The organism is Kribbella sp. NPDC104218, assembly GCF_055584105.1.
The window spans coordinates 195,970-218,011 of record NZ_JBVJMQ010000001.1 but is presented as its reverse complement, the minus strand read 5'-3'; the positions used below and the strand labels follow the sequence as shown (position 1 = coordinate 218,011).

General features: G+C 69.1%; 24 protein-coding genes. 15 read left to right on the top strand and 9 right to left on the bottom strand.

Annotated elements, in window-relative coordinates; translation table 11 throughout:
• Positions 1-29 precede the first annotated feature (29 nt).
• From glgC to ACZ6ZD_RS00885, 8 genes are read left to right on the top strand one after another with little or no spacing between them, the layout of a single operon-like run.
• Positions 30-1,316: a glucose-1-phosphate adenylyltransferase gene (gene glgC, locus ACZ6ZD_RS00920; protein ID WP_465667022.1), complete on the top strand. Its 1,287-nt coding sequence runs from the start codon at positions 30-32 to the stop codon at positions 1,314-1,316.
• A complete protein-coding gene (kynU, locus tag ACZ6ZD_RS00915; RefSeq protein ID WP_465667021.1) occupies positions 1,313-2,554 on the top strand; it encodes a kynureninase in 1,242 nt (413 codons plus the stop codon). Before glgC ends, kynU begins: the two co-directional genes overlap by 4 nt.
• Entirely contained in the window at positions 2,551-3,852 is a 1,302-nt protein-coding gene (locus ACZ6ZD_RS00910) for an FAD-dependent oxidoreductase (RefSeq protein ID WP_465667020.1), read from the top strand. Before kynU ends, ACZ6ZD_RS00910 begins: the two co-directional genes overlap by 4 nt.
• The gene (locus ACZ6ZD_RS00905; RefSeq protein WP_465667019.1) at positions 3,849-5,351 is read left to right on the top strand and encodes a 2-hydroxymuconic semialdehyde dehydrogenase; all 1,503 of its coding nucleotides are present in this window, start codon (positions 3,849-3,851) and stop codon (positions 5,349-5,351) included. The genes ACZ6ZD_RS00910 and ACZ6ZD_RS00905 overlap by 4 nt, the downstream gene beginning before the upstream one ends.
• Positions 5,348-5,758, top strand: a complete 411-nt coding sequence (locus ACZ6ZD_RS00900; protein WP_465667017.1) for a RidA family protein — start codon at positions 5,348-5,350, stop codon at positions 5,756-5,758. Before ACZ6ZD_RS00905 ends, ACZ6ZD_RS00900 begins: the two co-directional genes overlap by 4 nt.
• Before the next feature lie 3 nt (positions 5,759-5,761).
• Positions 5,762-6,271 carry a 3-hydroxyanthranilate 3,4-dioxygenase gene (locus tag ACZ6ZD_RS00895; RefSeq protein WP_465667015.1) on the top strand — a complete coding sequence of 170 codons (510 nt, stop codon included), beginning with the start codon at positions 5,762-5,764 and terminating at the stop codon, positions 6,269-6,271.
• Positions 6,272-7,264: an amidohydrolase family protein gene (locus ACZ6ZD_RS00890; protein WP_465667013.1), complete on the top strand. Its 993-nt coding sequence runs from the start codon at positions 6,272-6,274 to the stop codon at positions 7,262-7,264. It abuts the gene before it with no gap.
• On the top strand, positions 7,265-7,987 hold the full coding sequence (locus ACZ6ZD_RS00885; protein ID WP_465667011.1) for an alpha/beta hydrolase: 723 nt from the start codon (positions 7,265-7,267) through the stop codon (positions 7,985-7,987).
• Here the strand turns inward: ACZ6ZD_RS00885 and ACZ6ZD_RS00880 are convergent.
• The 3 genes from ACZ6ZD_RS00880 to ACZ6ZD_RS00870 form a co-directional block, all read right to left on the bottom strand.
• Positions 7,984-9,045 (bottom strand): Fic family protein, encoded by a 1,062-nt coding sequence (locus ACZ6ZD_RS00880; RefSeq protein ID WP_465667009.1) that lies wholly within the window; start codon positions 9,043-9,045, stop codon positions 7,984-7,986. The genes ACZ6ZD_RS00885 and ACZ6ZD_RS00880 overlap by 4 nt on opposite strands.
• 84 nt (positions 9,046-9,129) lie before the next feature.
• Positions 9,130-9,819, bottom strand: a complete 690-nt coding sequence (locus ACZ6ZD_RS00875; RefSeq protein WP_465667007.1) for an O-methyltransferase — start codon at positions 9,817-9,819, stop codon at positions 9,130-9,132.
• Between the two features lie 155 nt (positions 9,820-9,974).
• Entirely contained in the window at positions 9,975-10,757 is a 783-nt protein-coding gene (locus ACZ6ZD_RS00870; protein ID WP_132410249.1) for a DeoR/GlpR family DNA-binding transcription regulator, read from the bottom strand.
• Between the two features lie 101 nt (positions 10,758-10,858).
• On the opposite strand from ACZ6ZD_RS00870, the gene ACZ6ZD_RS00865 reads away from it, so the two are divergent.
• Positions 10,859-11,752: an SIS domain-containing protein gene (locus tag ACZ6ZD_RS00865; protein WP_465667004.1), complete on the top strand. Its 894-nt coding sequence runs from the start codon at positions 10,859-10,861 to the stop codon at positions 11,750-11,752.
• 46 nt (positions 11,753-11,798) lie between these two features.
• Here ACZ6ZD_RS00865 and ACZ6ZD_RS00860 read toward each other — a convergent pair whose 3' ends face one another.
• Genes ACZ6ZD_RS00860 through ACZ6ZD_RS00850 form a run of 3 tightly spaced genes read right to left on the bottom strand, consistent with a single transcriptional unit; the run spans position 11,799 to position 14,295 of the window.
• On the bottom strand, positions 11,799-12,566 hold the full coding sequence (locus ACZ6ZD_RS00860; RefSeq protein WP_465667003.1) for a hypothetical protein: 768 nt from the start codon (positions 12,564-12,566) through the stop codon (positions 11,799-11,801).
• A gap of 1 nt (position 12,567) precedes the next feature.
• Positions 12,568-13,089 (bottom strand): SigE family RNA polymerase sigma factor, encoded by a 522-nt coding sequence (locus tag ACZ6ZD_RS00855; RefSeq protein WP_465667001.1) that lies wholly within the window; start codon positions 13,087-13,089, stop codon positions 12,568-12,570.
• A gap of 51 nt (positions 13,090-13,140) precedes the next feature.
• Positions 13,141-14,295, bottom strand: a complete 1,155-nt coding sequence (locus ACZ6ZD_RS00850) for an MFS transporter (protein WP_465666999.1) — start codon at positions 14,293-14,295, stop codon at positions 13,141-13,143.
• A gap of 55 nt (positions 14,296-14,350) precedes the next feature.
• Between ACZ6ZD_RS00850 and ACZ6ZD_RS00845 the strand changes: the two genes are divergently transcribed.
• The 6 genes from ACZ6ZD_RS00845 (at position 14,351) to ACZ6ZD_RS00820 (ending at position 19,270) form a co-directional block, all read left to right on the top strand.
• The gene (locus tag ACZ6ZD_RS00845) at positions 14,351-14,866 is read left to right on the top strand and encodes a CGNR zinc finger domain-containing protein (protein ID WP_465666997.1); all 516 of its coding nucleotides are present in this window, start codon (positions 14,351-14,353) and stop codon (positions 14,864-14,866) included.
• A 159-nt stretch (positions 14,867-15,025) separates the two neighbouring features.
• Complete coding sequence (gene sigE, locus ACZ6ZD_RS00840) at positions 15,026-15,697, top strand: RNA polymerase sigma factor SigE (RefSeq protein ID WP_465666995.1); 672 nt, start codon at positions 15,026-15,028, stop codon at positions 15,695-15,697.
• Positions 15,694-16,305 (top strand): anti-sigma factor family protein, encoded by a 612-nt coding sequence (locus ACZ6ZD_RS00835; RefSeq protein WP_465666993.1) that lies wholly within the window; start codon positions 15,694-15,696, stop codon positions 16,303-16,305. Before sigE ends, ACZ6ZD_RS00835 begins: the two co-directional genes overlap by 4 nt.
• A gap of 3 nt (positions 16,306-16,308) precedes the next feature.
• Positions 16,309-17,355 (top strand): sigma-E factor regulatory protein RseB domain-containing protein, encoded by a 1,047-nt coding sequence (locus ACZ6ZD_RS00830; RefSeq protein ID WP_465666991.1) that lies wholly within the window; start codon positions 16,309-16,311, stop codon positions 17,353-17,355.
• Positions 17,356-17,399: 44 nt separating this feature from the next.
• Complete coding sequence (locus tag ACZ6ZD_RS00825; protein WP_465666989.1) at positions 17,400-18,854, top strand: S1C family serine protease; 1,455 nt, start codon at positions 17,400-17,402, stop codon at positions 18,852-18,854.
• 77 nt (positions 18,855-18,931) lie between these two features.
• On the top strand, positions 18,932-19,270 hold the full coding sequence (locus ACZ6ZD_RS00820; protein ID WP_465666987.1) for a sec-independent translocase: 339 nt from the start codon (positions 18,932-18,934) through the stop codon (positions 19,268-19,270).
• A gap of 76 nt (positions 19,271-19,346) precedes the next feature.
• On the opposite strand, the gene ACZ6ZD_RS00815 is transcribed toward ACZ6ZD_RS00820, so the two are convergent.
• From ACZ6ZD_RS00815 to htpX, 3 genes are all read right to left on the bottom strand, one after another.
• Positions 19,347-20,492 carry an Mrp/NBP35 family ATP-binding protein gene (locus ACZ6ZD_RS00815; RefSeq protein WP_465666985.1) on the bottom strand — a complete coding sequence of 382 codons (1,146 nt, stop codon included), beginning with the start codon at positions 20,490-20,492 and terminating at the stop codon, positions 19,347-19,349.
• A 79-nt stretch (positions 20,493-20,571) separates the two neighbouring features.
• On the bottom strand, positions 20,572-21,135 hold the full coding sequence (pspAB, locus tag ACZ6ZD_RS00810) for a PspA-associated protein PspAB (RefSeq protein ID WP_465666983.1): 564 nt from the start codon (positions 21,133-21,135) through the stop codon (positions 20,572-20,574).
• A gap of 3 nt (positions 21,136-21,138) precedes the next feature.
• Positions 21,139-22,041: a zinc metalloprotease HtpX gene (gene htpX / locus ACZ6ZD_RS00805; protein ID WP_465666981.1), complete on the bottom strand. Its 903-nt coding sequence runs from the start codon at positions 22,039-22,041 to the stop codon at positions 21,139-21,141.
• Position 22,042: the final 1 nt, after the last annotated feature.

The window sequence follows — 22,042 nt, the reverse complement described above, 5'->3', positions numbered from 1 at the left end:
GGGCTCGCTGGGCCGACTAAGGTGCGGACATGGCAAAGGCGCCCAGAATTCTCGGAATCGTGCTGGCCGGTGGTGAGGGGAAGCGGCTGATGCCGCTGACGGCGGACCGGGCCAAGCCGGCTGTGCCCTTCGGGGGCAGTTATCGGTTGATCGATTTTGTGTTGTCGAACTTGGTGAACGCGGGTATTCGCAGTCTGTGCGTGCTGACGCAGTACAAGTCGCACTCGCTGGACCGGCATGTGACGATCACCTGGCGGATGTCGACGTTCCTGGGCAACTACGTGACGTGTGTGCCGGCGCAGCAGCGGCTGGGGCCGCAGTGGTACCAGGGCAGCGCGGATGCGATCTACCAGTCGATGAACCTGATCAACGACGCGAAACCGGACATCATCGTGGTGTTCGGCGCCGACCACGTGTACCGGATGGACGCCTCGCAGATGGTGGCCGACCACATCGCGCGCGGGAACGGCGTGACGGTGGCGGGGATCCGGGTGCCGCGGGCGGAGGCGTCGGAGTTCGGCGTGATCAAGACCGCGGACGACGGGCACACGATCGCCGAGTTCCTGGAGAAGCCGGCCGACCCGCCCGGCCTGCCGGACTCGCCGGACGAGACGTTCGCCTCGATGGGCAACTACGTGTTCAGCGCCGACGTGCTGGTGGAGGCGCTCCGCAAGGACGCCGCCAACCCGGCGTCCCGGCACGACATGGGCGGCGACATCGTCCCGATGCTGGTTGCCGAGGGCAAGGCCGGCGTCTACGACTTCAAGGACAACGACGTCCCCGGGGCCCTCGACCGGGACCGCTCGTACTGGCGCGACGTCGGCTCGCTCGACTCGTACCACGAGGCGCACATGGACCTGGTCTCGATCCAGCCGGTCTTCAACCTCTACAATTCCGACTGGCCGATCTTCACCTCGCACCCGCAGCTGCCCGGCGCGAAGTTCACCGACAACGCGACCGTCAGCGAGTCGATCATCTGCCAGGGCTCGATCGTGTCCGGCGCGACCGTCGACCACTCCGTGCTCGGCTCCAACGTGAAGGTCGGCGCGGGCGCGAAGGTCGAGCGCGCGGTGATCATGGACAACTGCACGATCGGCGCCGGCGCCGTCCTGAAGAACGTCATCCTGGACAAGAACGTCGTCATCCCGCCCGGTGTCGAGATCGGCATCGACCCGGACTACGACCGCCAGCGCGGCTTCACCGTCTCCAAGGGCGGTGTGACGGTACTCGGCAAGGGCCAGGTGGTCGACCCGCCCGGGACGGCGGCGCCGGTCGCCGTGACCTCGGAGCCGGAGGCGGAGGTCGCCGAGGCATGAGCCGCGAGTCGGAGGCACTGCAGCTGGACGCCGCCGACCCGGGGCACCGGGAGCTGTTCGACATCCCCCCGGTGCCCGAGGGCCCGTACCCCGAGGTCGCCTACTTCGCGGGTAACTCACTCGGCCTGCGCCCGAAGGCCACCCGGGTCGAGCTGCTCGAAGACCTCGACTCCTGGGCCGCTCTGGGCGTCGAGGGGCACCTGGAGGGCCAGCGGCCGTGGCTGCCGTACCACGAGCTACTGACCGGCCCTGCGGCCCGACTGGTCGGCGCACTGCCCAGCGAGACCGTCGTGATGAACTCGCTGACCGTCAACCTGCACCTGTTGATGGTGTCCTTCTACCGCCCCACACCGACCCGCTACCGGATTCTGATCGAGGACTCCGCGTTCCCCTCCGACAGCTACGCCGTCCAGTCCCAGGCGCGCTTCCACGGGTACGCCGACGCCGTCGTCCGGCTCAAACCGCGCCCAGGTGAGGACTGTCTGCGGACGGCGGACGTCGTCGCCCAGCTCACCGACGAGGTGGCGCTGGTGCTGCTCGGTGGGGTCAACTACCTGACCGGCGAGCTGATGGACATCCCAGCGATCACAGCGGCCGGGCAGACCGCCGGTGCGATCGTCGGCTGGGATCTGGCGCATGCGGCCGGCAACGTGCCGCTGGAGCTGCACGACTGGGGTGTGGACTTCGCTGCGTGGTGTTCGTACAAGTACCTGAACTCCGGGCCCGGCTCGCTCGCAGCAGCGTTCGTGCACGAGCGACACCTCGGTGGCGACAGACCGCGGTTCGAAGGCTGGTGGAGCACCGACGCGGCGACGCGGTTCGAGATGACGCCGGAGTCCCGTCCGCCCCCGACTGCGGACGCTTGGCAGGTGTCGAACCCGCCCATCTTCTCCATGAGCCCAGTGCGAACCTCGCTGGAGATTTTCGACCGTGTCGGCATCGGAGTCCTGCGGGAGCGGAGTCTGCGGCTGACGGCGTACCTGGAGCAGTTGCTGGCCGACGTACCGGCGCAGCTGATCACGCCGACCGATCCGGCCCGCCGGGGCGCGCAGCTGTCGCTGCGGATCGGCGGTGCGCTGACTGCCGGTGAGCTGTCCAAGCGGCTACGGTTCGAGTACGGCGTCATCGCGGACGCGCGGGAGCCCGACGTCCTGCGACTTGCGCCAGTGCCCCTCTATTCGACGTACCACGACTGCTGGCGCGCGGCGGCTGCGCTGGCCGAGGTGATAGCGGAATGAAGGTTGCGATCGTCGGGGCCGGGCTGACCGGCAGCCTCCTGGCCTGCTACCTGGCCCGGCGCGGCCTGACGGTGACTCTGTACGAGCGTCGCGCGGACCCGCGGGCCGGTACGGCGGAGCGCGGCCGGTCGATCAACTTGGCGATCTCCGAGCGCGGTCTGGACGCGTTGCGCCGGATCGGGCTCGACAAGACGGTCATGGCCGATGCGCTGCCGATGAAGGGCCGGATGATCCATCCGGTCTCCGGGCCGCTCGACTTCCAGCAGTACTCCGCAGGCGGCGAGCGGGCGATCAACTCGATCAGCCGGGGCGCTCTGAACAATGCGCTGCTGACTGCAGCCGCTGCGGCTGACGGCGTGTCAGTGGAGTTCGAACACCGCCTCTGCGAGCTGGACTCGGCTGCCGGCCGGATGGTGTTCCAGACGCCGTCCGGGAAGGTAGAGGCGACGGCGGACGTCGTACTGGGCGCGGACGGCGCTGGATCGGCCGTGCGCGAGCAGCTGCTCGCCGAGGGCGTCGTCGCGGAGGACGTCGACTTCTTGGACTACGGCTACAAGGAGCTGTCGATTCCGGCCGCGGACGGCGACTTCGCGCTCGACCCGGGCGCACTGCACATCTGGCCGCGCGGGACGTCGATGATGATCGCCCTGCCGAATCCGGACCGCTCTTTCACCTGCACGCTCTTCTGGCCGGCCGGCTCCTTCGACGCGCTCACCACGGCCGGAACGATCTCCGCGTACTTTGCCGAGCACTACCCCGACGTCCTCCCGCTGGCGCCCACTCTGGTCGACGACTACCTGAACAACCCGGTAGGAGTCCTGGGCACCGTTCACACCCTGCCCTGGCAGGCCCACGGCCGTACCGGTCTCATCGGCGACGCCGCGCACGCAATCGTCCCCTTCTACGGCCAGGGCGCGAACTGCGCCTTCGAGGACGTAGTCGAGCTGGACCGGTGCCTGGACGACACAGCTGGCTCCTGGGCCAGAGCCCTCCCGTTGTTCGAGTCCCGCCGCCGTCAGAACACCGAAGCCATCGCCGCCATGGCGCTGGCCAACTTCATCGAAATGCGCGACAAAGTCGCCTCCCCGGCCTACCGCTTCACCAAACAGATCGAACACGCCCTGGAGCGCGCCTTCCCCGGCCGCTACGTCTCCCGCTACGAGCTGGTCTCCTTCACCACCACGCCGTACGCCGAAGTCCAGCAGCGAGTCCGCCGTCAGCAACAGCTGGTTCGAGGGGCTGTCGTCGCACTTGCCGGCCTCCTGCTCGTAGTAGCCCGAAAGGCGCGCCGCCGATGACACTGTGGACGCCGGAGCTTCTGACTGGGCAGCCGAAGGACGTCGGGCTGCTGCGGCACTTCGTCAACGGCTCGTTCGTGGAGTCGCCTGCGCGGTTCGCGAAGACCAGTCCGGTGACGGGCGAGCAGATCTTCGAGGTGTGCGAGGCCGACGAGTCGACTGTCGACGCTGCGGTCAGCGCCGCACGGACAGCGTTGAAGGGGCCCTGGGCGCGGCTGGGGGAGCAGGGCCGGGCGAACGTGCTCCGCAAGGTGGCTGACGAGCTGGAGCGCCGGTTCGAGGATCTGGTGGCGGCCGAGGTGGGCGACACCGGGAAGTCGATCAGCCAGGCGCGGACGCTGGACATTCCCCGAGGCGCGGCGAACTTCCGGGCGTTCGCGGATTTCGCGGTGACGACGCCGACCGAGTCGTACACGACGACGCTCCCCGACGGGCGGCGCGCGCTGAACTACGCCGTCCGCAAACCGGTCGGTGTGGTGGCGATCGTCGTCCCGTGGAACCTGCCGTTGCTGCTGCTCACCTGGAAGGTCGCCCCGGCGCTTGCCTGTGGCAACACGGTGGTCGTGAAGCCGTCCGAGGAGACCCCGTCGTCCGCGACGGTGCTCGCCGAGGTGATGGCCGCGGCCGGCGTCCCCGAGGGGGTCTTCAACGTCGTGCACGGCTTCGGCCCGGCGTCCGCGGGGGAGTACCTGACCAGACATCCGGGCGTGGACGCGATCACGTTCACCGGCGAGTCGAGTACCGGCAGCGCGATCGCGAAGGTCGCCGCGGACCGAGTGAAGGCCGTCTCGTTCGAGCTCGGCGGCAAGAACGCCGGTCTGATCTTCGCGGACGCCGATCTGGACGCCGCCGTCGAGGGCTCGGTCCGCTCGGTCTTCACCAACGGCGGCCAGGTCTGCCTGTGCACCGAACGGCTGTACGTCGAGCGTCCGATCTTCGAGGAGTTCGCGGCCCGGTTGGCTCGCCGGGCGAACGAGCTGGCCTACGGCTGGCCCGCCGACGAGGCCACGATCAACATGCCGCTGATCTCCCATCAGCACCGCGACAAGGTCCTCTCGTACTACGAGCTCGCGCGCGCCGAAGGCGCCGACGTCCTGGCGGGCGGCGGTGTGCCGGCGTTCGGCGATGCCCGGGACGACGGTTGCTATGTGCAACCGACCGTCGTGACCGGCCTGCCCGCGGAAGCCCGCACCAACCGCGAGGAGGTCTTCGGCCCGATCGCGCATCTTGCGCCGTTCGACACCGAGGACGAAGCCTTCGCGCTGGCCAACGACAGCGATTACGGGCTCGCGGCAACGGTCTGGACGCGGGACGTCGGCCGCGCGCATCGCGCCGGCGCCGCGCTCGACGTCGGTCTGTGCTGGATCAACACCTGGTTCCTGCGCGACCTGCGGACGCCGTTCGGCGGGATGAAACTGTCCGGTGTCGGCCGGGAAGGCGGGACGCACTCGCTCGACTTCTACTCCGAGCCGACCAACGTGTGCGTGGAGCTCACATGACTGTTGTGGCAGGTAAGGCGACCCCGCGCGGGCGGTTCCCGCATGTGAAGGTCTCCGGCGGCCTCGCGTTCGTCTCCGGCACCTCGAGCCGCCGTCCCGACAACACCATCGCGGGTGCTGCGGTCGACGAGCTGGGGACGACGACCCTCGACATCCGCGAGCAGACGCGCGCCGTCCTGGAGAACATCCGCGACATCCTGCGGGCCGTCGGCGCCGACCTGGAGGACCTTGTCAGTGTGACGACGTACCTGGTGTCGATGAACGACTTCGGCGGCTACAACGAGGTCTACGGCGAGTTCTTCGACGAGACCGGTCCCGCGCGGACGACGGTCGCGGTGCACCAGCTGCCGCATCCCCAGTTGCTGATCGAGATTCAAGCCGTAGCGGCGATCCCGCAGAAGGAGTGAATGATGCAGGCGACGAACTTTCCGGAGTGGATCGAGGAGAACAAGCACCTGCTGAAGCCGCCGGTCGGCAACAAGCAGATGTTCCCGACCGGGGACGACTTCATCACGATGGTTGTCGGCGGCCCCAATCAGCGCACCGACTTCCACGTCGACCCGTACGAGGAGTTCTTCTACCAGATCAAGGGTGAGCTGCGGGTCAACGTGATGACGGACGACGGTCCGGCGACCGTCGAGGTGAATGCCGGCGAGATGTGGGTGCTGCCGCGCAACATGCCGCACTCGCCGCAGCGCGGCCCGGATTCGATCGGCCTGGTGATCGAGCGGGTCCGCGAGCAGGGCACGCTGGAGAAGTTCCGCTGGTACTGCGGGGAGTGTTCGGCGATCGTGCACGAGGTGGAGCTCCAGGTGACCGACATCGTCGCCGATCTGCCGCCGGTCTTCGCCGCCTTCTACGACAGCGAGGACGCCCGCACCTGCCCGGAATGCGGCGCTCTGCATCCGGGTAAGGCCTGAGTGACTGTCGACGTCCACACCCACCTCGTCCCCAAGGGCTGGCCGGATCTCGCGGCCGCCTGCGGGGGGACCGGCTGGCCGTGGTTGCGGGTGGACTCCGAGCGGGCCGCGATGATCATGATCGGCGAGACCGAGTTCCGCCCGGTCGGGCCGCAGGCCTGGGACACCGCGGCTCGGCGCGCCGATATGGATGCCGATGGCATCGATCTGCAGGTGGTCTCGCCGACGCCGGTCTTCTTCGGCTACGACCGGCCGGCCGCGCAGGCGGCCAAACTGGCCGAGATCTTCAACGACCTGACCCTGGAGACGCTGGCCGGTGACGACCGGTTCGTCCCGTTCTGTCAGGTCCCGCTGCAGGATCCGGACGCCGCTTGCGCCGAGCTGGACCGCAGTCGCGCGGCCGGGCACGTCGGCGTCGAGATCGGCAACCACGTCGGCGACAAGGATCTCGACGACGCCGGGATCGTTGCCTTCCTCAAGCACTGCGCCGATACCGGGACGCCGGTGCTCGTCCACCCGTGGGACATGCCGGGCGGCCCGCGCCTGGACCGCTGGATGGCGCGCTGGCTGACCGGCATGCCGGCCGAGACCCATCTGTCCTTGCTGGCGATGATCCTCGGCGGAGCGTTCGACGCGCTCCCGCCGTCCCTGCGGATCTGTTTCGCGCACGGCGGCGGCAGTTTCGCCTTCTGGCTGGGCCGCCTGGAGAACGCCTGGCACCGGCGCGGCGACATCGTGCGTGGTTGCTCCGAGCATCCACCGTCGTACTACCTGGACCGTTTCGTCGTCGACACGGTGGTCTTCGAATCAGCGCCTTTGCGGCTGCTTGTCGATACCTTGGGAGAAGACCGGGTACTGGTCGGCAGTGACTACCCCTATCCACTCGGTGAGCGACCGGTGGGGGAGGTGGTCCGGAAGGCCGGTTTCCTGACTGCGGCACAGCAACAGAAGCTGCTGTCGACGAACGCGATGCGTTACCTCGGGAGGTCTTGAATGGCCGAGAACGAATCGGTGCTGTCCCGCTCCGCCCGTGAGCCCGATGAGGAGCTCCGGTACGGCGACGACGCGGACCACGTGATCGACTACTACCAGGCGAAGAACCCACGCCCCCTGGTCATCTACCTCCACGGCGGCTTCTGGCGGCCCAAATACGACCGCACCCACGCCCGCCCCCTCTGCGCCGCCCTGGCCGACCTCGGCTGGCCCGTAGCGTCCGTGGAGTACCGCCGCGTCCCCGGCGACCCCGACGCCACCACCTCCGACATCCGTACGGCGCTGGACGCACTCCCCGACCTGCTAGACCTCCAAGCCGGCTACGTCCTCGTAGGCCACTCAGCCGGCGGCCAGCTCGCCCTCTGGGCGGCAGCAACCCTCAACCCGGTCCGCCTCCGCGGCGTAGTCGCCCTGGCCCCCGTAGCCGACCTCCTCCTCGCCGACCAGCTCTCCCTCGGCGCCGGCGCCGTCCAAGCCTTCATCGGCTCCGGAGTCCGCAACGACCTGGACCCAGTCCACCTCCAGGCCCCCATAGCCTCCGTAACCCTCCTCCACGGCCTCACCGACTCCGTAGTCCCCCTCCAACTCTCGGAGTCCTACTTCACCGCCCACCCCACCGCCCGCCTGACCCCAGTCCCCTCAGCAGGCCACTACGAACTAATAGACCCCCAAACCGACGCCTTCCACACCCTCACCACCGAACTGACCCGCCTGACCACCTAGCTCCGCTCCTGAGGTATCCGCCGCCAGACCGCACCGCGGCCGGTGCCTTCCGGGCTTACCACGTTCTCGGCCTTCAGCTGCTCCAGGACCAGACGGATCGTTGGATCGCTCACGCCGGGTAGCGCGGTGCGGATGTCGGCGAGTCGAAACACCGGTGCCGCATGGTTGAGGACGTAGTCGCGTACTCGATCCTGCTTGGTACCTGAGCTACGGTCCGACGCCGCGCGCTGAGCGAACTTCTGGTACGCCGTCGCCAGGATCGACACGAAGTAGCCCAGCCAGGGCCACGGGTCGGCTGCCTCGTCGTGCCACGCCTTGGTGGAACCCAGGAGGGCGTCGTAGTACTGGTCGGCGCTGTCCGCGATCAGCTGTTCGAGTGAAACCCAACGGCACACGTCGTACCCGGAGTCGATCAGCAATGCGTTGGTGAGCGCCCGGGCGACGCGCCCGTTGCCATCGGCAAAGGGATGGATGACCAGAAGGTCGAGAACCAACAGCCCCACCAACAGCACCGGATGATGCCTGCCGGCCCGTTGGGCCGCGGAGTACCGCTCGATCAGGTCAGCCAGGTACGGCTCGGTCTGGGCGGCAGGAACCGGGATGAATCGGACGGTCGTGCTGCCGTCCGGCGAGCGGTCGACCACCAGGTTGTCGTCACGCTTGAACTCGCCACCGGGGTAAGCCGTCTCGGACCACAGCAACCGGTGGAGGTGGAGCAGTAGGCCGAGGTTGAGTGGGTGCCAGTCCTCTTGGAACAGATAGTCGAGCGCCTTGCGGTACCCGGCCAGCTCCTTCTCGCTCCGGGTGCGGAGGACGCCGGCCCGGCCCTCGATCACCCGAACAGCGCGATCCGGATCCTCCACGACCACGCCCTCGATGGCAGACGAAGCCGTGATGCTCTGGATCCGGGCTCGGTGCGCGAGCTCGGTCAGCAGACCAGGGAGCTGATGCCGGTAGAGCGCCTCGCTGCCGCGACCGGTGTCGATGGAGCGCAGCCGCATCACCAGGTCGGCCGGCACCAGACCGAGCAGGTTGTCGAGATCGGCGAATGAGCGCACCGAACCTCCCAAAGAATCCACTAAACGTACTAATCGAACTCAATAATAGTACGTTTAGTAGGTTTCTTTAGCGCCTTTTGTGGCTCAGGGGAGGCGTTTGGTGGCGGTGAGGAGGCCGTCGGAGGTGGGGAGGAGGGCGGAGACGAGGTCGTCGTCTTCGCGGACGGCGCGGAGGAGGTCGCGGAGGGCGGTGGTGTCGGGGTCGCGGTGGGCGGGGTCGGGGACGCGGGCGCCGGTGAGGATGCCGGCGAAGACAACGATGCCGCCGGGGCGGAGGAGGCGGAGGGCCTCCTGGAGGTAGGCGGTGTTCTCGCGGCGGTCGGCGTCGCAGAAGACCAGGTCGTAGTGGCCGTCGGTGAGGCGGGTGACGACGTCGAGGGCGGCGCCGGAGATCAGGCGGAAGCGGTTGGGGGCGATGCCGGCGTCGGAGAAGGTCTGGCGGGCCAGGCGCTGGTTCTCGGCGTCCAGGTCGACGGTGGTGAGGGTGCCGTCGGCGCGCATGCCGCGGAGCAGGGCGAGGCCGGAGACGCCGGTACCGGTGCCGACCTCGACGACGGCTTTGGCGCCGACGGTCGCGGCGAGCAGGCTGAGCGCGGCGGCCGCGCCGGGGCCGATCGCGGTGACGCCGAAGTCCGCGGCCAGGGCCCGGGCACCGGTGACGACCTCGTCCGCACCGATGTAGTCCTCGGCGTACGCCCAGGACGTCGGGTCGATGCCGGTGGCGATGATGCCCTCCCGTGGGTCTGCAGGGTGTTCTGCGGCTGCGCTGCTCATCCTGCCGAGAAGCCTAGCGGCACCCGGACCGCATTCCGCGCCTCCCGCGCGGAGATTGCGCAAACCTGCTCATTACATCGAGCCCGCAATCAGATATGATCGTCTCAAGAAAGGCGGAGCTCACCCAGGGCAAGGAGGTACGGCGGAAAATGCGGCTACGCGCGGATGACGTCGATCCCGGCTTCCTTGAAGACGGTCAGCTGGCTCTCGTCGGCCTGGGCGTCGGTGACGAGCGTGTCGATCTCGCTCAGCTCGCAGATCCGGGCGAACGCGCGCTGGCCGAGCTTGGAGGAGTCGGCGACCACGACGACCTTGGCGGCCCGGCTGACGATCAGCTGGTTGATGTTCGCCTCGCCCTCGTGATGGGCGGTCGCGCCGGTCTCGTCGATCCCGTCGACGCCGATGAACGCGATGTCCAGCGACAGGTCGGCCAGGATCCGGTGCGACAGCGGGCCGATCATCTCGTAGGACTGCGGCCGGGCGACGCCGCCGGTGAGCACCATCTTGACGTGCGGCCGGACGATCAGCTCGTTGGCGATGTTCAGCGCGTTGGTGACGAGTGTGAACGCCGGCTCGCCGTGCTCGGCCGACAGCTCCGGCCGGGTCGCGAGCGTGCGGGCCACTTCGGAGATCGTGGTGCCGCCGTTCATGCCGATCACCATGCCGCGGCGGACCAGCGTGGCCGCGGCCTGCGCGATCCGCTGCTTCTCCGACGCGAAACGCGCAGTCTTGTAGCGCAGCGGCAGGTCGTAGGACACCGCGTTGGCCACCGCGCCGCCGCGCGTCCGGGTGAGGAGCTGCTGCTTTCCCAGGTGGTCGAGGTCGCGCCGAATCGTCGCCGCGGACACGTGCAACTGCTCGGCGAGTTCGTCGACGTCGATGGCGCCCTTCTCGGCGAGCGACTCGAGCAAGGTGTTGAGGCGTTCATAACGCTTCACCCGGGGCTCCTCCTTCACAACATCGGTCAGCCGGATGGCGGCCGGTTGGCACCATTCGATCACGTTCGAGCAGTTTCGACCATCAGAAGTGCGGAGACGACATGACCCAGACGCCCGATTCGAGCACTTTCGTGACCACTGAGATCGCCACTCAGCCTGCTCTGTGGCGTCGGATCGCGACCAGTTTCGCGCAGTACGGCGACGCGTTGCCGACCGCCGGTCAGCGCGTCGCGGCGGTCGGCTGCGGCACCTCGTGGTTCATGGCGATGGCGTACGCCGCGCTGCGCGAAGACCTCGGCCTCGGCGAGACGGACGCCTTCGCCGGCTCGGAGTTCCCGACCGACCGTGCGTACGACGCCGTGGTCGTGATCAGCCGCTCCGGGACGACGACCGAGGTGCTCGACCTGATCCGCGCGACCAGCCTGCCGACCGTCGCGATCACCGCCACTCCAGGCTCGCCGATCGTCGAGCTGGCCGACCGGACGATCATGCTGGACTTCGCCGATGAGCAGTCCGTTGTGCAAACGCGCTTCGCGACCACCACGCTGGCACTGCTGCGCGCGTCGCTCGGCCAGGACCTCGAGCAGGCCGCCAAGGACGCGCAGTCCGCGCTCGACGTCCCGGTGGACGAGCTGGCCAAGCTGGAGCAGGTCACGTACGTCGGCACCCGGTGGACCGTCGGCCTGGCGCACGAGGCGGCTCTGAAGCAGCGCGAGGCGGCATCGGCGTGGACAGAGGCCTACCCGGCCATGGACTACCGCCACGGCCCGATCGCGATCGCGCAGCCCGGCCGCGGCGTCTGGATCTTCGGTGAGCCGCCCGCGGGCTTCCTGGACGACGTCGCCGCCACTGGCGCCACGATCGTGCACCACGCCGACCTCGACCCGATGGCGTCCCTCGTCGTCGCGCAGCGCGTCGCCGTCGCCAAGGCGCTCGCTCTGGGCCTCAACCCCGACCAGCCGCGTAGCCTGACCCGCTCGGTCATCCTCTCCTGAGACGCACCAAGGCCCGGCCGCCACACGGCGACCGGGCCTGCCAAGGTCAGAACCAGGCCTGACTCGTGACGAGCTGTTCGACCTGCTCTCTGGTCAGCGGTGGTTGCGCGGAGAGCACCGGACCGGCCTGGCGACCGTAGTTCCAGACGATTGCCGAGACCGTGTAGCCCTTGCTGGTGAACAGGCTCGCCCCGATGGAGTTTCCACCGGCCAGGTACGGCTCCTTGTCGACGTGGGACGTCAGTACGGTGCCGTCCGGTTGTTCGACGCATTTCACGCCTTCGGTCTTACCCATCCGGCGGAAGGCCTCGCAACTGTCGATGGGCGCGGCCGTGAACCCGCTGAAGTGCACGCTGACCTGGTAGCCGTTCCAGAGGAAGTAGGCCGCCTGCAGCGTCCGGCCTTCGTCATAGATGCGGCCGGTGCGTGCCTCGGCCTGCTCGATCTTGCCGGGGTGAATCTGCGAGAAGAGGCGCGGGAGGTCTGCTGCCCGGACCGGCAGATCGGCAGTCGGGTTCGGTGCGGGTTTGGCCGGCCCGGACTGCGTCGTCGGCGACGAAGTAGGAGTCGAAGCGCCGGCAGGGGCCAGGTCGCCGCTCCCGGTGTGCAGTGGCGCCAGAGCGAAGGCTGTGACTACTCCGGCGACGCCCGCGGCTGCGGCGAGGGTGGCGGTGATGGTCTGGCGGCGGCGTTTGGCTCGGCCGCGGGTGATTCCGCCGCGGACGAGGGCGGCGACGTCGACCGGGACGTCGGCGGTGGTGTCGTGGAACAGTGTCGACACTCGGGTGTCGGAGCTGGTGTGGTCGTCGTGCATGTCAGTCCTTCCTGATCCTCAGTGAGTCGTCAGCCAGCCCGCGGACCCGCTCCAGCGCTCGCATGCTGCGGTTGCGCACGGCGCCGCTGGAGGTGCCCATCCGGTCGGCGACCTCGTCGACGCTGAGGTCTTCGAGGTAGCGCAGCACCAGCACCACCCGGTCGGCCGGTGGCAGCTCGGCCAGCAGCGCGCGCAGCGCCAGCCGGACGTCCGTACGCCCGGCTGGGTCGTCGACCAGCAGGTCCGGTACGTCGGCATACGGCTGCTCTCCGCTGCTGCGGCGACGGATGCCGCCCAGGAACGTGCGTGTCAGCGTCGTCTGCGCGTAGGCCGCTGGATTGTCGATGCGGCCGAACGGCCGCCGCCAGCGTGCGTAGACCTTGGCGAGGGTCTCCTGGACGAGGTCCTCCGCCTGATGGTGACTACCGCACAGCAACCATGCTGAGCGGTAGAGCTGAGCAGCCCGCGCTTGCGCGAACTCCTCGAACTCCTGTTCCTGACTCACCCCACTGCGTTTCGGCATTGCGCTCCTAGGTCGGCATCACCCCTTTCGATGCACAACGACCCTTCAATGTCACACGCGCACCAGGTCACGTTGCCGCAGCGCCACCAGACCGGCTGCCGCAGCCACCAGCAGAGCGGCCGCAACGCAGAGGAGGGCCAGCGAACTGCCGGTACCGGCGACAAGCAGACCTGCGATGACCTGCCCGATCGCACCGGCGCCAACGCGCAGGCTGGCGGCGGTCGTGCCGACACGACCCTGCAGTGCGAGCGGGCTGTACTGCTGACGGGCTGCAAACATCGCAGGCAGCAGCGGGCCTTCAATGGCACCTGTGAGCAGTGCGAGCACCAGAAGGACTGTGAGTGAGCCTGCAAGTGGCCAGAACCCGAGGGCAACGCCAAAGGCGGCAGTGGTCGCGATCACGAGGTACTCCGGACGCCGAGCCGGCCGGAACCGGGGGAGCAGCAGCGCTGTGCAGACGCTGCCGACCTCGAGCGCCGTCCAGAGGTAACCGGCTGCGGACTCCGGTTCGTTCAGCGAGGCCATGTGGATCGGCAGAGTGATCAGCAGCATGCCCGTTGCGGCGGCCAGCAGCGTCGTTGTGGTTGTGGAAGCGCGCAGTTGCGGTGTGCGAACGAGGTGGCGCAGCACGGTCGCCACCGAGCCGAGGATCGGTTCCGGCGTACCAGCTGGGAGCTTGGGCAGTCGACTGATGGCCACGATGCTCGCCGTCGCGGTGACGGCGATGGTGATGACCGAGGCCTCGACGGACAGCACTGCGGTCAGCGTCGCGGCCAGTGCGGGACCGGCAATGGTCGCTGTGCTGTAGCTGGCTGCCTCCAACGAGTTGGCTCGCGGCAGCCGGGCAGGCTCGACCAGACTGGGCAGCATGCTGGTGAAGCCGCCGCTGACCATTGGCAGCGTCACCCCAGCTACCGCGGCCAGGAGGGGCGTAGTCCACGCCGGACCGTCCGCAAGGAGCGCCAGCATCACAACAACCAGCACGGCTTGGTTGGCGGCGAGCGCCGTCCGCCGGTACGCCGTCCCGTCCAGCCAGGCGCCGAGGAACGGGCCGCTCACGACAGCGGGCAGCGCGTACGCCGCGCCGGTCAGGCCGGCCAGCGCGGAGCTGCCAGTGCGTTCCAGCACGAGCAGGACGAGAGTGAACGCGACCATCTCGTCGCCGAGTCGGGCCAGCGTGGCAGCGGTGAAGTAGTTGAGTGGCACGTAATGCAAACTAACTGGTTACGCGTTACTGCAGCAATACCGTTACACTCGTCGGGTGGAGCTTGCGCCGGAACGGATGCTGGGGATCGCTGTCGACCTGGTCAACGAGGAGCTGCCGTCGGTGACGGCGCTCCGAGCCCTGCTGCTCGCCCATGGTGAGCCGGAGCCGATCGAGCTGACCGAGCGTGACCTGCAGGAGGTGCGCACCGTCCGGGAGCAGCTGCGGCCGGCGTTCGGTGCGGATTCGGCCGGTGCCATCAACGCGCTACTGCGCGAGTACGCCGTCCAGCCGTATCTGACCGACCACGACGGGACGCCGTGGCATCTGCACGTCTCAGAGCCGGATGCGAGATGGGCGGTCTGGCTGGCCGCTGGCTCCGCTCTCGCGCTGGCCGGGCTGCTGGCTGGGCGGGGCCCCGGAGCGTTGGCTGAGTGCGCTGCGAGCGACTGTGAGCGGGTTTTCGTCAACGGCGCGGCCAAGCGGCCACGCCGGTTCTGTACGCCGACCTGCGCGGGCCGGACGCGGGTCGCGGCGCACCGCGCCCGGCGGGCCTCAGGCGTGGGGGCCTAGGATCGGATCCGAGCTGAAGTTCAACCTCTGCGGTTCTCAGCGCGTCTGGTAGGTGAAGGCCGGGAACTTCCGGTCGGAGCGCCGCGTTGAGTCGTCGTACCAACTCAGGGTCCAACCCGGGGTTTCCCGACGTGCGCAGAGGACGGTGACCAAGGCACCATGGCCTTCACGCTCATTGCCGAGAGGACCCAGGGAGGCGTTGCGGTGAAGCCGCTCGACACGTCGGTGGCCCCCGTGCGTTCGGTCGTGCCCGAGACGCTCCCGTCCTGGGACGAGATCGTCCGCACCCACTCCGCCCGGGTCTACCGGCTGGCCTACCGCCTGACCGGCAACAAGCACGACGCCGAGGACCTGACCCAGGAGGTCTTCGTCCGGGTGTTCCGCTCGCTGTCGTCGTACACGCCGGGCACGTTCGAGGGCTGGCTGTACCGCATCACCACGAACCTGTTCCTCGACGGCGCCCGCCGCAAGCAGCGGATCCGCTTCGACGGTCTGCCCGAGGACGCCCACGACCGGCTGCCGGCCAAGGGCGTCGGCCCGGCCGAGAAGCTCGACTCGGACCTGTTCGACCACGACGTGCAGGACGCCCTGGATGCGCTCCCCGAGGACTTCCGGGCCGCTGTGGTGCTCTGCGACATCGAGGGGATGACGTACGACGAGATCGCCGACGTGCTGGATGTGAAGCTCGGCACGGTCCGGAGCCGGATCCACCGCGGCCGATCGATGTTGCGCAAGCATCTGGAGCACCGGGCCCCGCGGTCCGGTCAGACCCGCGTCAGCGGCCCGCCCACGGAGGGGCTGCTCGGATGGGCCGGAGGTGAGCGGCAGTGACGCTCCAACACCCCATGGACAAGCTCAGCGCCGTCGTGGACGGCCAGCTCGACCACGATTCGCGGGACAAGGTCCTGGGTCATCTGGTCGGGTGTGACACCTGCCGCGCCGAGGTGGACGCGCAGCGCCGGCTGAAGGCCCGGATGGCCGCGCTGGAGGCTCCTGAGCCGTCCACCGACCTGATGCAGCGGCTGATGGGTGTCTCCTCGTTCTCACCCGAGCCGCGCGAAGAGGTCCGCCCGGTGATCACACCGGCCGTTTCGCTCTTCCCGCAGCGCTCCGCGTTCCCTGCGGCCCGTACTGGCGCCAGCCGGCCCGGTGCGGCCCGTACTCCGCGCTCCCGGCGTCGCACCGGCGTGCTGGGTGCAGCCGGCTCGGCCGCCGCGGTCGCCTCCCTGCTCGGGACGGCGTTCGTCGTCGGCGACCCGTCCCGGTCGGAGCAGCCGCCCGCGCTGCAGCCCCCGATGGCGAGCTACTCGTCCGACCACGCGAGTACGACCGGGACGACGCCGTTCGCCGACCCGGTCTCGGTGTGGAGCGCCTACCACGGCGGCAGCTACACCGGGTTGAGCCCGTCGCTGCAGCCGGTGGCCCTCACCGGGCGCTGATCCGTGAGCCTTCCTCGGCTCGCCGTCCTGGTCAGCACCGCACTGATCGGAATCGGCCTGCCCTTGCCCGCTACCGCCGTCCCGGCTGACGACGCGCCACTGGCCGTCAGCTGGCTCGGACGCGCCGCCGCCGCGCCGAACGAGGTTTCGTACCACGGCACCCAGATCATTACCTCCTGGGGACCGCAGGGCGCCAGCTCCGCGATGCTGGACATCGTGCACGCGGCGTCCCAGGGCTCCGAGATCAGCGTGGTCGGCTCGTCGGCGTCGCCCGGCGCCAAGGCGTTCGTGCAGCGCGTGACGAACACCGACGCCTCGATCGACGGCGGTCCGCTCGCGCTGCTGCAGGACACGTACAAGCTGGCTTTCAAATGCTGCACCAACCTGATCGGGCGCGCAGCCGTGCTGATCGAGGCGCAGCGCTCCGACGCGACCCTGGCCGCGCGCTTCTGGATCGACAAGGCCACTGGGCTGCTGCTGCAGCGGCAGCTGTTCAGCGTCGACGGAAAGACGATGGTCCGGGCCACGGTGTTCACCGAGCTCGAGATCGACGACTCGGAGTTCATGGGGCACCTGCCGCCGATGCAGCCGAGCGGCGTCGAGTCGCTCGGTCTCGGCAAGATCGGCGACCTGCGCGCCCAGGGCTGGGTCTGCGCTCCGGAGCTGCCGGCGTCGATGAAGCTGTACGACGTCCATCAGGACACCACCAACGGCTCGCTGCAGTTTTCGTACTCCGACGGCCTGTTCAACGTCTCGCTGTTCCAACAGCGCGGAGCGCTCGATCCGGCCGCGGTCGCCGGGTTCAGCCCCGCTGCGACCCCAGGGGTCTACGTGCGGCACGGGATGCCGTCGTACGTCGTCTGGTCGTCCGGAGGGATCGTCTACACCCTGATCGGGGACCTGCCGCCCGACCGGCTCGGACAGCTCGTCGACGCGCTCCCGCACGATGTCCCGATACGACTCAGCGCCGTCCAGCGGATCGGCAGCGGACTGGCCAAAATCGCGACGTGGCTCACTCCGATGGGTGCGCTTTCACCGAAGCTGGGATAATCGATTTCGAATCAAGTTTTCCCGACGACGAGTGAGGCGGCCACGTGAGCACCAACGACGCCGAGCCGACACCCTCGAGCACCCCTGCGGCGCCTGGCGAACAGGCGCTCACGGGGCTGACTCCTCCTGCTCCTGGAGTGGGCGCCACGCCGCTCACGCCGCCTGGCAGTGACCAGGCGCTGCGGCAGACCTCCGGGGCCGGTACGCCGAGCAGCGGCGCAGTGCCGCCGCAGCCGCAAGGGCCGGCCCGGTCGGTCACGCAGCGCAGTTTCGGCGGTCAGGAGCCTGCGTTCCGGCCGGTGTACCAGGGCCAGGCCTGGCCGACGCGTGAGCCGGCGTTCCAGTCGTCGTACGTGCCGGCTCCGCCGCTGGACTGGCATCAGCAGCAGGCCCGCGCCTACACGGCGTCCCCGGCGCCCAAGAACACGCAGAACCGGGTGATCGTGATCGCCGCGGTCGTGGCGCTCATCGTCGGTCTTCTGGCCGGTGGCGGCGCTGCCGCGACCGTGATCGCGTTCAACGACGTCGGCCCGATCACCAAACAGCCCGACGTACCGGTCGGCGAGGGTGCGGATCCGAAGATCCGCAGCGGCTCGGTCTCCGCGGTCGCCACCGCGTTGCTGCCGAGCGTCGTCCAGCTGCGGGTCGAGGGCGCGGACAACTCCGACGCGACCGGCTCCGGCTTCGTGATCGACAAGTCCGGGCACATCCTGACCAACAACCACGTCGTGGCCGGCGCGGCCAAGGGCGGATCGATCCAGATCATCACCCAGAACGGCAAGGCCCCGCAGACTGCGCGGCTGGTCGGCCGCTCCCCGGCGTACGACCTGGCCGTCGTCCAGGTGGTCGGGATCGACGCGCCGTCGGTGCAGTTCGGCCGGTCGGACGCGATGATCGTCGGGCAGGACGTGGTCGCGATCGGCTCGCCGCTCGGCCTGGTCGGCACGGTCACCTCGGGCATCATCTCGGCCAAGAACCGGCCGGTGACGACCGGCGACGGCAAGGACGAGGCGTCGTTCATCAACGCTCTGCAGACCGACGCCGCGATCAACCCGGGTAACTCCGGCGGCCCGCTGGTCGACATGAACGCGAAGGTGATCGGCGTGAACTCCGCGATCGCCACCGTGCGCGGCGCGCAGGAGGGTTCGAGCGGCAGTATCGGGCTCGGGTTCGCGATCCCGATCGACCAGGCCCGGCGGACGGCGCAGCAGCTGATCGCGAACGGCAAGGCGACGTACCCGGTGATCGGGGCGAATGTCGACCTGCAGTTCGAGGGCGGCGCCCGGGTCAGCTCGGTGACGCCCGCGTCACCGGCCGCGAAAGCCGGCCTGCGGGTCGGCGACGTCGTCACCGAGATCGACAAGCAGCCGGTCGACACGGCCGAGGCCCTGATCGTCGCCATCCGCGCCCACCAGCCCGGTGAGAGCGTCAGCCTGGTCTACGAGCGCGGCGGCCGGCCGCGCGCGGCGACCGTCACCCTGGCCCAGCAGACCGGTTGACCCGGCAGGCGGTCTGACCGCCTTGCGGCTACGCTGGTCCCGCAGTTGTGCCGGGGTACGAGGAGTGAGGTGAACCCATGTTCGGTATCGGGCCGCTCGAGCTGGTCGTGATCGCGATCGTCGCCGTACTTGTCTTCGGCCCCGACCGCCTGCCGGAGTTCGCCCGGACGGCGGGCCGCCTGCTCCGCCAGGTCCGCGGCATGGTCACCAACGCCCAGAACGACCTCCGCAACGAGCTGGGCCCCGAGTTCGCCGACCTCGAGCTCCAGGACCTCAACCCCCGCAACTTCGTCCGCAAACACCTCCTCGAAGGCTCCGACGACGATGACGACGACAAACCCGTCGCCAACTTCGCCGACACCCCCCAACGCCTCCCCGCCGGCCAGAAACCGCCGTACGACCCGGAATCGACCTGAGCGGGTCTGCGGACTGAACGATCGAGGGCCTCGGACAGTCTGTCCGAGGCCCTCAGTTCGTCTGTGGTGTTTGCTGCTAGCGGCCGGCGGGGGAGAGGCCTAGTTGGCGGCCGAGGAGGCCTCGGGGCTTACCGCCGAGTTTGGCGGCGATGGCGGTGAGGACCTGGGCGGCGGGGGTTTCCGGGTCGGCGGTGGCGAGGGGGGTGCCGAGGTCGCCGCCGGAGCGGAGGCGCTCGTCGAGGGGGATCTCGCCGAGGAGCGGGATCGGGTAGCCGAGGCGGGCGGAGAGGGTTTCGGCGACGCGGGTGCCGCCGCCGGTGCCGAAGATCTCGATCCGGTGCTCGGGGCCGCAGTGCGGGCACGGGAGGTAGGACATGTTCTCGACGACGCCCGCAACCCGCTGGTGGACCATCTGGGCCATCGTGCCGGCGCGCTCGGCGACCTCGGCGGCGGCCTCCTGCGGGGTGGTGACGACGATGACCTCGGCGCTGGTGAGGCGCTGGCCGACCGAGATGGCGATGTCGCCGGTACCGGGCGGGAGGTCGAGCAGGAGGACGTCGAGGTCACCCCAGTAGACGTCCGCGAGCATCTGGACGAGCGCGCGGTCGAGGATCGGGCCGCGCCAGGCGACCACTTGGTCGCGCTTGGGCTTCAGCATGCCGATCGAGATCACCTTCACGCCGTGCGCGGGCACCGGCATGATCATGTCGTCGACCGCGGTCGGCCGCTCGTCGGCGACGCCGAACATGGCCGGGATCGAGTGACCGTAGATATCGGCGTCCAGGACGCCGACCGACAGCCCCTGGCGCGCCATCGCGACCGCGAGGTTGACCGTCACCGACGACTTGCCGACGCCGCCCTTGCCGGAGGCGATCGCGAAGACCTTGGTCAGCGAGTCGGCCCGGGAGAACGGGATCTCCTTCTCGGCGACGCCGCCGCGCAGCTGGGTCTGCAGCGCGGACCGCTGCTCGGCCGACATCACGCCGAGGTCGACCTCGACGCCGGTGACGCCGTCGAGTTTGCTCACCGCGGCCTTCGTGTCGCGGGTCAGCGTGTCCTTCATCGGGCAGCCGGCGACGGTCAGCAGGATCCGGACGGCGACCACGCCGTCCTCGCGGACGACGACGGACTCGACCATGCCGAGCTCGGTGATCGGTTTCTTGATCTCCGGGTCGATCACACCACCGAGAGCCGCGGTCACCTGATCAGCAGTGGGAGCCATACCCACAAGGCTACGTGCTCGCGTGAAACCGGCCGACCGCGGTCCGTGTGACGTAGGTCCGGCAAGGCGACCCTTAGTTCTACAGCCCCGGAGCGCCGTAGACCGGGAACCAGCGGGCCAGATCCTGCTCGAGGCGCAGGTCGGCGCCGAGCAGCGACTTGATCTGCAGCTCGGTCTGGTTGTCGCGCCGATCCGCGCCGACCGGCGCGAACGGGTACCAGGAGCCGCGTTTGTACAGGTACACCAGCCCGAGGGACTTCGTCCCGTTCGTGAAGGTGACCAGCGTGCACAGCAGGGCCGGCCCGAACCCGGCGTCCACCAGCGACGTGTTGACGCCGTGCAGGTCGGTGACGAGACCTTCGAGGTTGTCCGGCGTGGTCTCGCGGACCAGCCAGGTGAAGCCGTACGAATCCGTCGTGCTGCTGAACTTGCCGTCGTCCAGCGCCAGCAGCTTGTCGACCTCGGCCCGCAGCGTCGAGAAGCCGCCGCCCTCGGCCGCCTTGAAACAGACCGAGCCGTTACCGGTCGGCCGGTATCCGGCCGCCGTCTCCAGAGTGATCGCCGCGGACGGCAGCGAGAACAGCTGATCGAGATTCGGCGGGACGGCCTTGCTGCGGCCGAGCAAGATATCGAAGAGACCCATGCCCTAAGCCTGCTCGCCCAGCTCGCGGGACAACACCCCGAGGCGGTCCAGCCGGGTGTCGAGCGGCGGGTGCGTCGCGAACAGCGACGACAGCGAGATGCCCTTGCCCGAGATGGCCGGCGCGAAGAAGAACGCGTTGAACGCCTCGGCCTGCCGCAGGTCGCGCGACGGTATTCGGGCGATATCGCCGCTGATCTTGGTCAAGGCCGAGGCCAGCGCCGACGGACGGCCGGTCAGGATCGCGCCGGCCCGGTCCGCGGCCAGCTCGCGGTAGCGCGACAGCGCGCGGGTCAGCAGGAACGAGATCGCGTAGACCGCGGCCGAGACGCCGATGATGGTCAGCACGATGATCGCCGTGTTCTGATCGCGGCTCCGCCCGCCGAGCCCGCTGTAGAGCCCGAACCGGGTGATCAGCCCGGCCAGGACGCCGAGGAACGACGCGATCGTCATCACCGCGACGTCGCGGTGCGCGATGTGGGAGAGCTCGTGGGCCAGCACGCCTTCGAGCTCGTCGGCGTCCAGCCGGCGCATGATCCCGGTCGTCACGCAGACGACGGCGTTGTTCGGGTTGCGGCCGGTGGCGAACGCGTTCGGCAGGTCGACGTCCGCGATCGCGACCTGCGGTTTCGGCATGTCGGCCAGCGCGCAGAGCCGGTCGATCGCGCCGTGCAGCTGCGGCGCCTCCTCCGGCGTGACGATCCGCCCGCCCATCGCGTAGAGCGCGACCTTGGCGGAGAAGAAGTACTGGACGAACAACATGCCGCCGGCGATCACGATCGCGATTACCGCGCTCTTCGTCAGCGCGATCAGCGCGGCGACGAACGCGACGTACAGCAGCCCGAGCAGGAAGCTGGTCACGAGCATCCGCCTGCTCAGCCCGCGATCGGGTGCGAACCGACTCTTCATG

Coding starts and splice junctions, on each gene's coding strand:
- glgC (WP_465667022.1), top strand. CDS start 30: ATGGCAAAGGCGCCCAGAATTCTCGGAATCGTGCTGGCCGGTGGTGAG.
- kynU (WP_465667021.1), top strand. CDS start 1,313: ATGAGCCGCGAGTCGGAGGCACTGCAGCTGGACGCCGCCGACCCGGGG.
- ACZ6ZD_RS00910 (WP_465667020.1), top strand. CDS start 2,551: ATGAAGGTTGCGATCGTCGGGGCCGGGCTGACCGGCAGCCTCCTGGCC.
- ACZ6ZD_RS00905 (WP_465667019.1), top strand. CDS start 3,849: ATGACACTGTGGACGCCGGAGCTTCTGACTGGGCAGCCGAAGGACGTC.
- ACZ6ZD_RS00900 (WP_465667017.1), top strand. CDS start 5,348: ATGACTGTTGTGGCAGGTAAGGCGACCCCGCGCGGGCGGTTCCCGCAT.
- ACZ6ZD_RS00895 (WP_465667015.1), top strand. CDS start 5,762: ATGCAGGCGACGAACTTTCCGGAGTGGATCGAGGAGAACAAGCACCTG.
- ACZ6ZD_RS00885 (WP_465667011.1), top strand. CDS start 7,265: ATGGCCGAGAACGAATCGGTGCTGTCCCGCTCCGCCCGTGAGCCCGAT.
- ACZ6ZD_RS00875 (WP_465667007.1), bottom strand. CDS start 9,819: ATGAGCAGCGCAGCCGCAGAACACCCTGCAGACCCACGGGAGGGCATC.
- ACZ6ZD_RS00865 (WP_465667004.1), top strand. CDS start 10,859: ATGACCCAGACGCCCGATTCGAGCACTTTCGTGACCACTGAGATCGCC.
- ACZ6ZD_RS00860 (WP_465667003.1), bottom strand. CDS start 12,566: ATGCACGACGACCACACCAGCTCCGACACCCGAGTGTCGACACTGTTC.
- ACZ6ZD_RS00855 (WP_465667001.1), bottom strand. CDS start 13,089: ATGCCGAAACGCAGTGGGGTGAGTCAGGAACAGGAGTTCGAGGAGTTC.
- sigE (WP_465666995.1), top strand. CDS start 15,026: ATGGCCTTCACGCTCATTGCCGAGAGGACCCAGGGAGGCGTTGCGGTG.
- ACZ6ZD_RS00820 (WP_465666987.1), top strand. CDS start 18,932: ATGTTCGGTATCGGGCCGCTCGAGCTGGTCGTGATCGCGATCGTCGCC.
- ACZ6ZD_RS00815 (WP_465666985.1), bottom strand. CDS start 20,492: ATGGCTCCCACTGCTGATCAGGTGACCGCGGCTCTCGGTGGTGTGATC.
- pspAB (WP_465666983.1), bottom strand. CDS start 21,135: ATGGGTCTCTTCGATATCTTGCTCGGCCGCAGCAAGGCCGTCCCGCCG.
- htpX (WP_465666981.1), bottom strand. CDS start 22,041: ATGAAGAGTCGGTTCGCACCCGATCGCGGGCTGAGCAGGCGGATGCTC.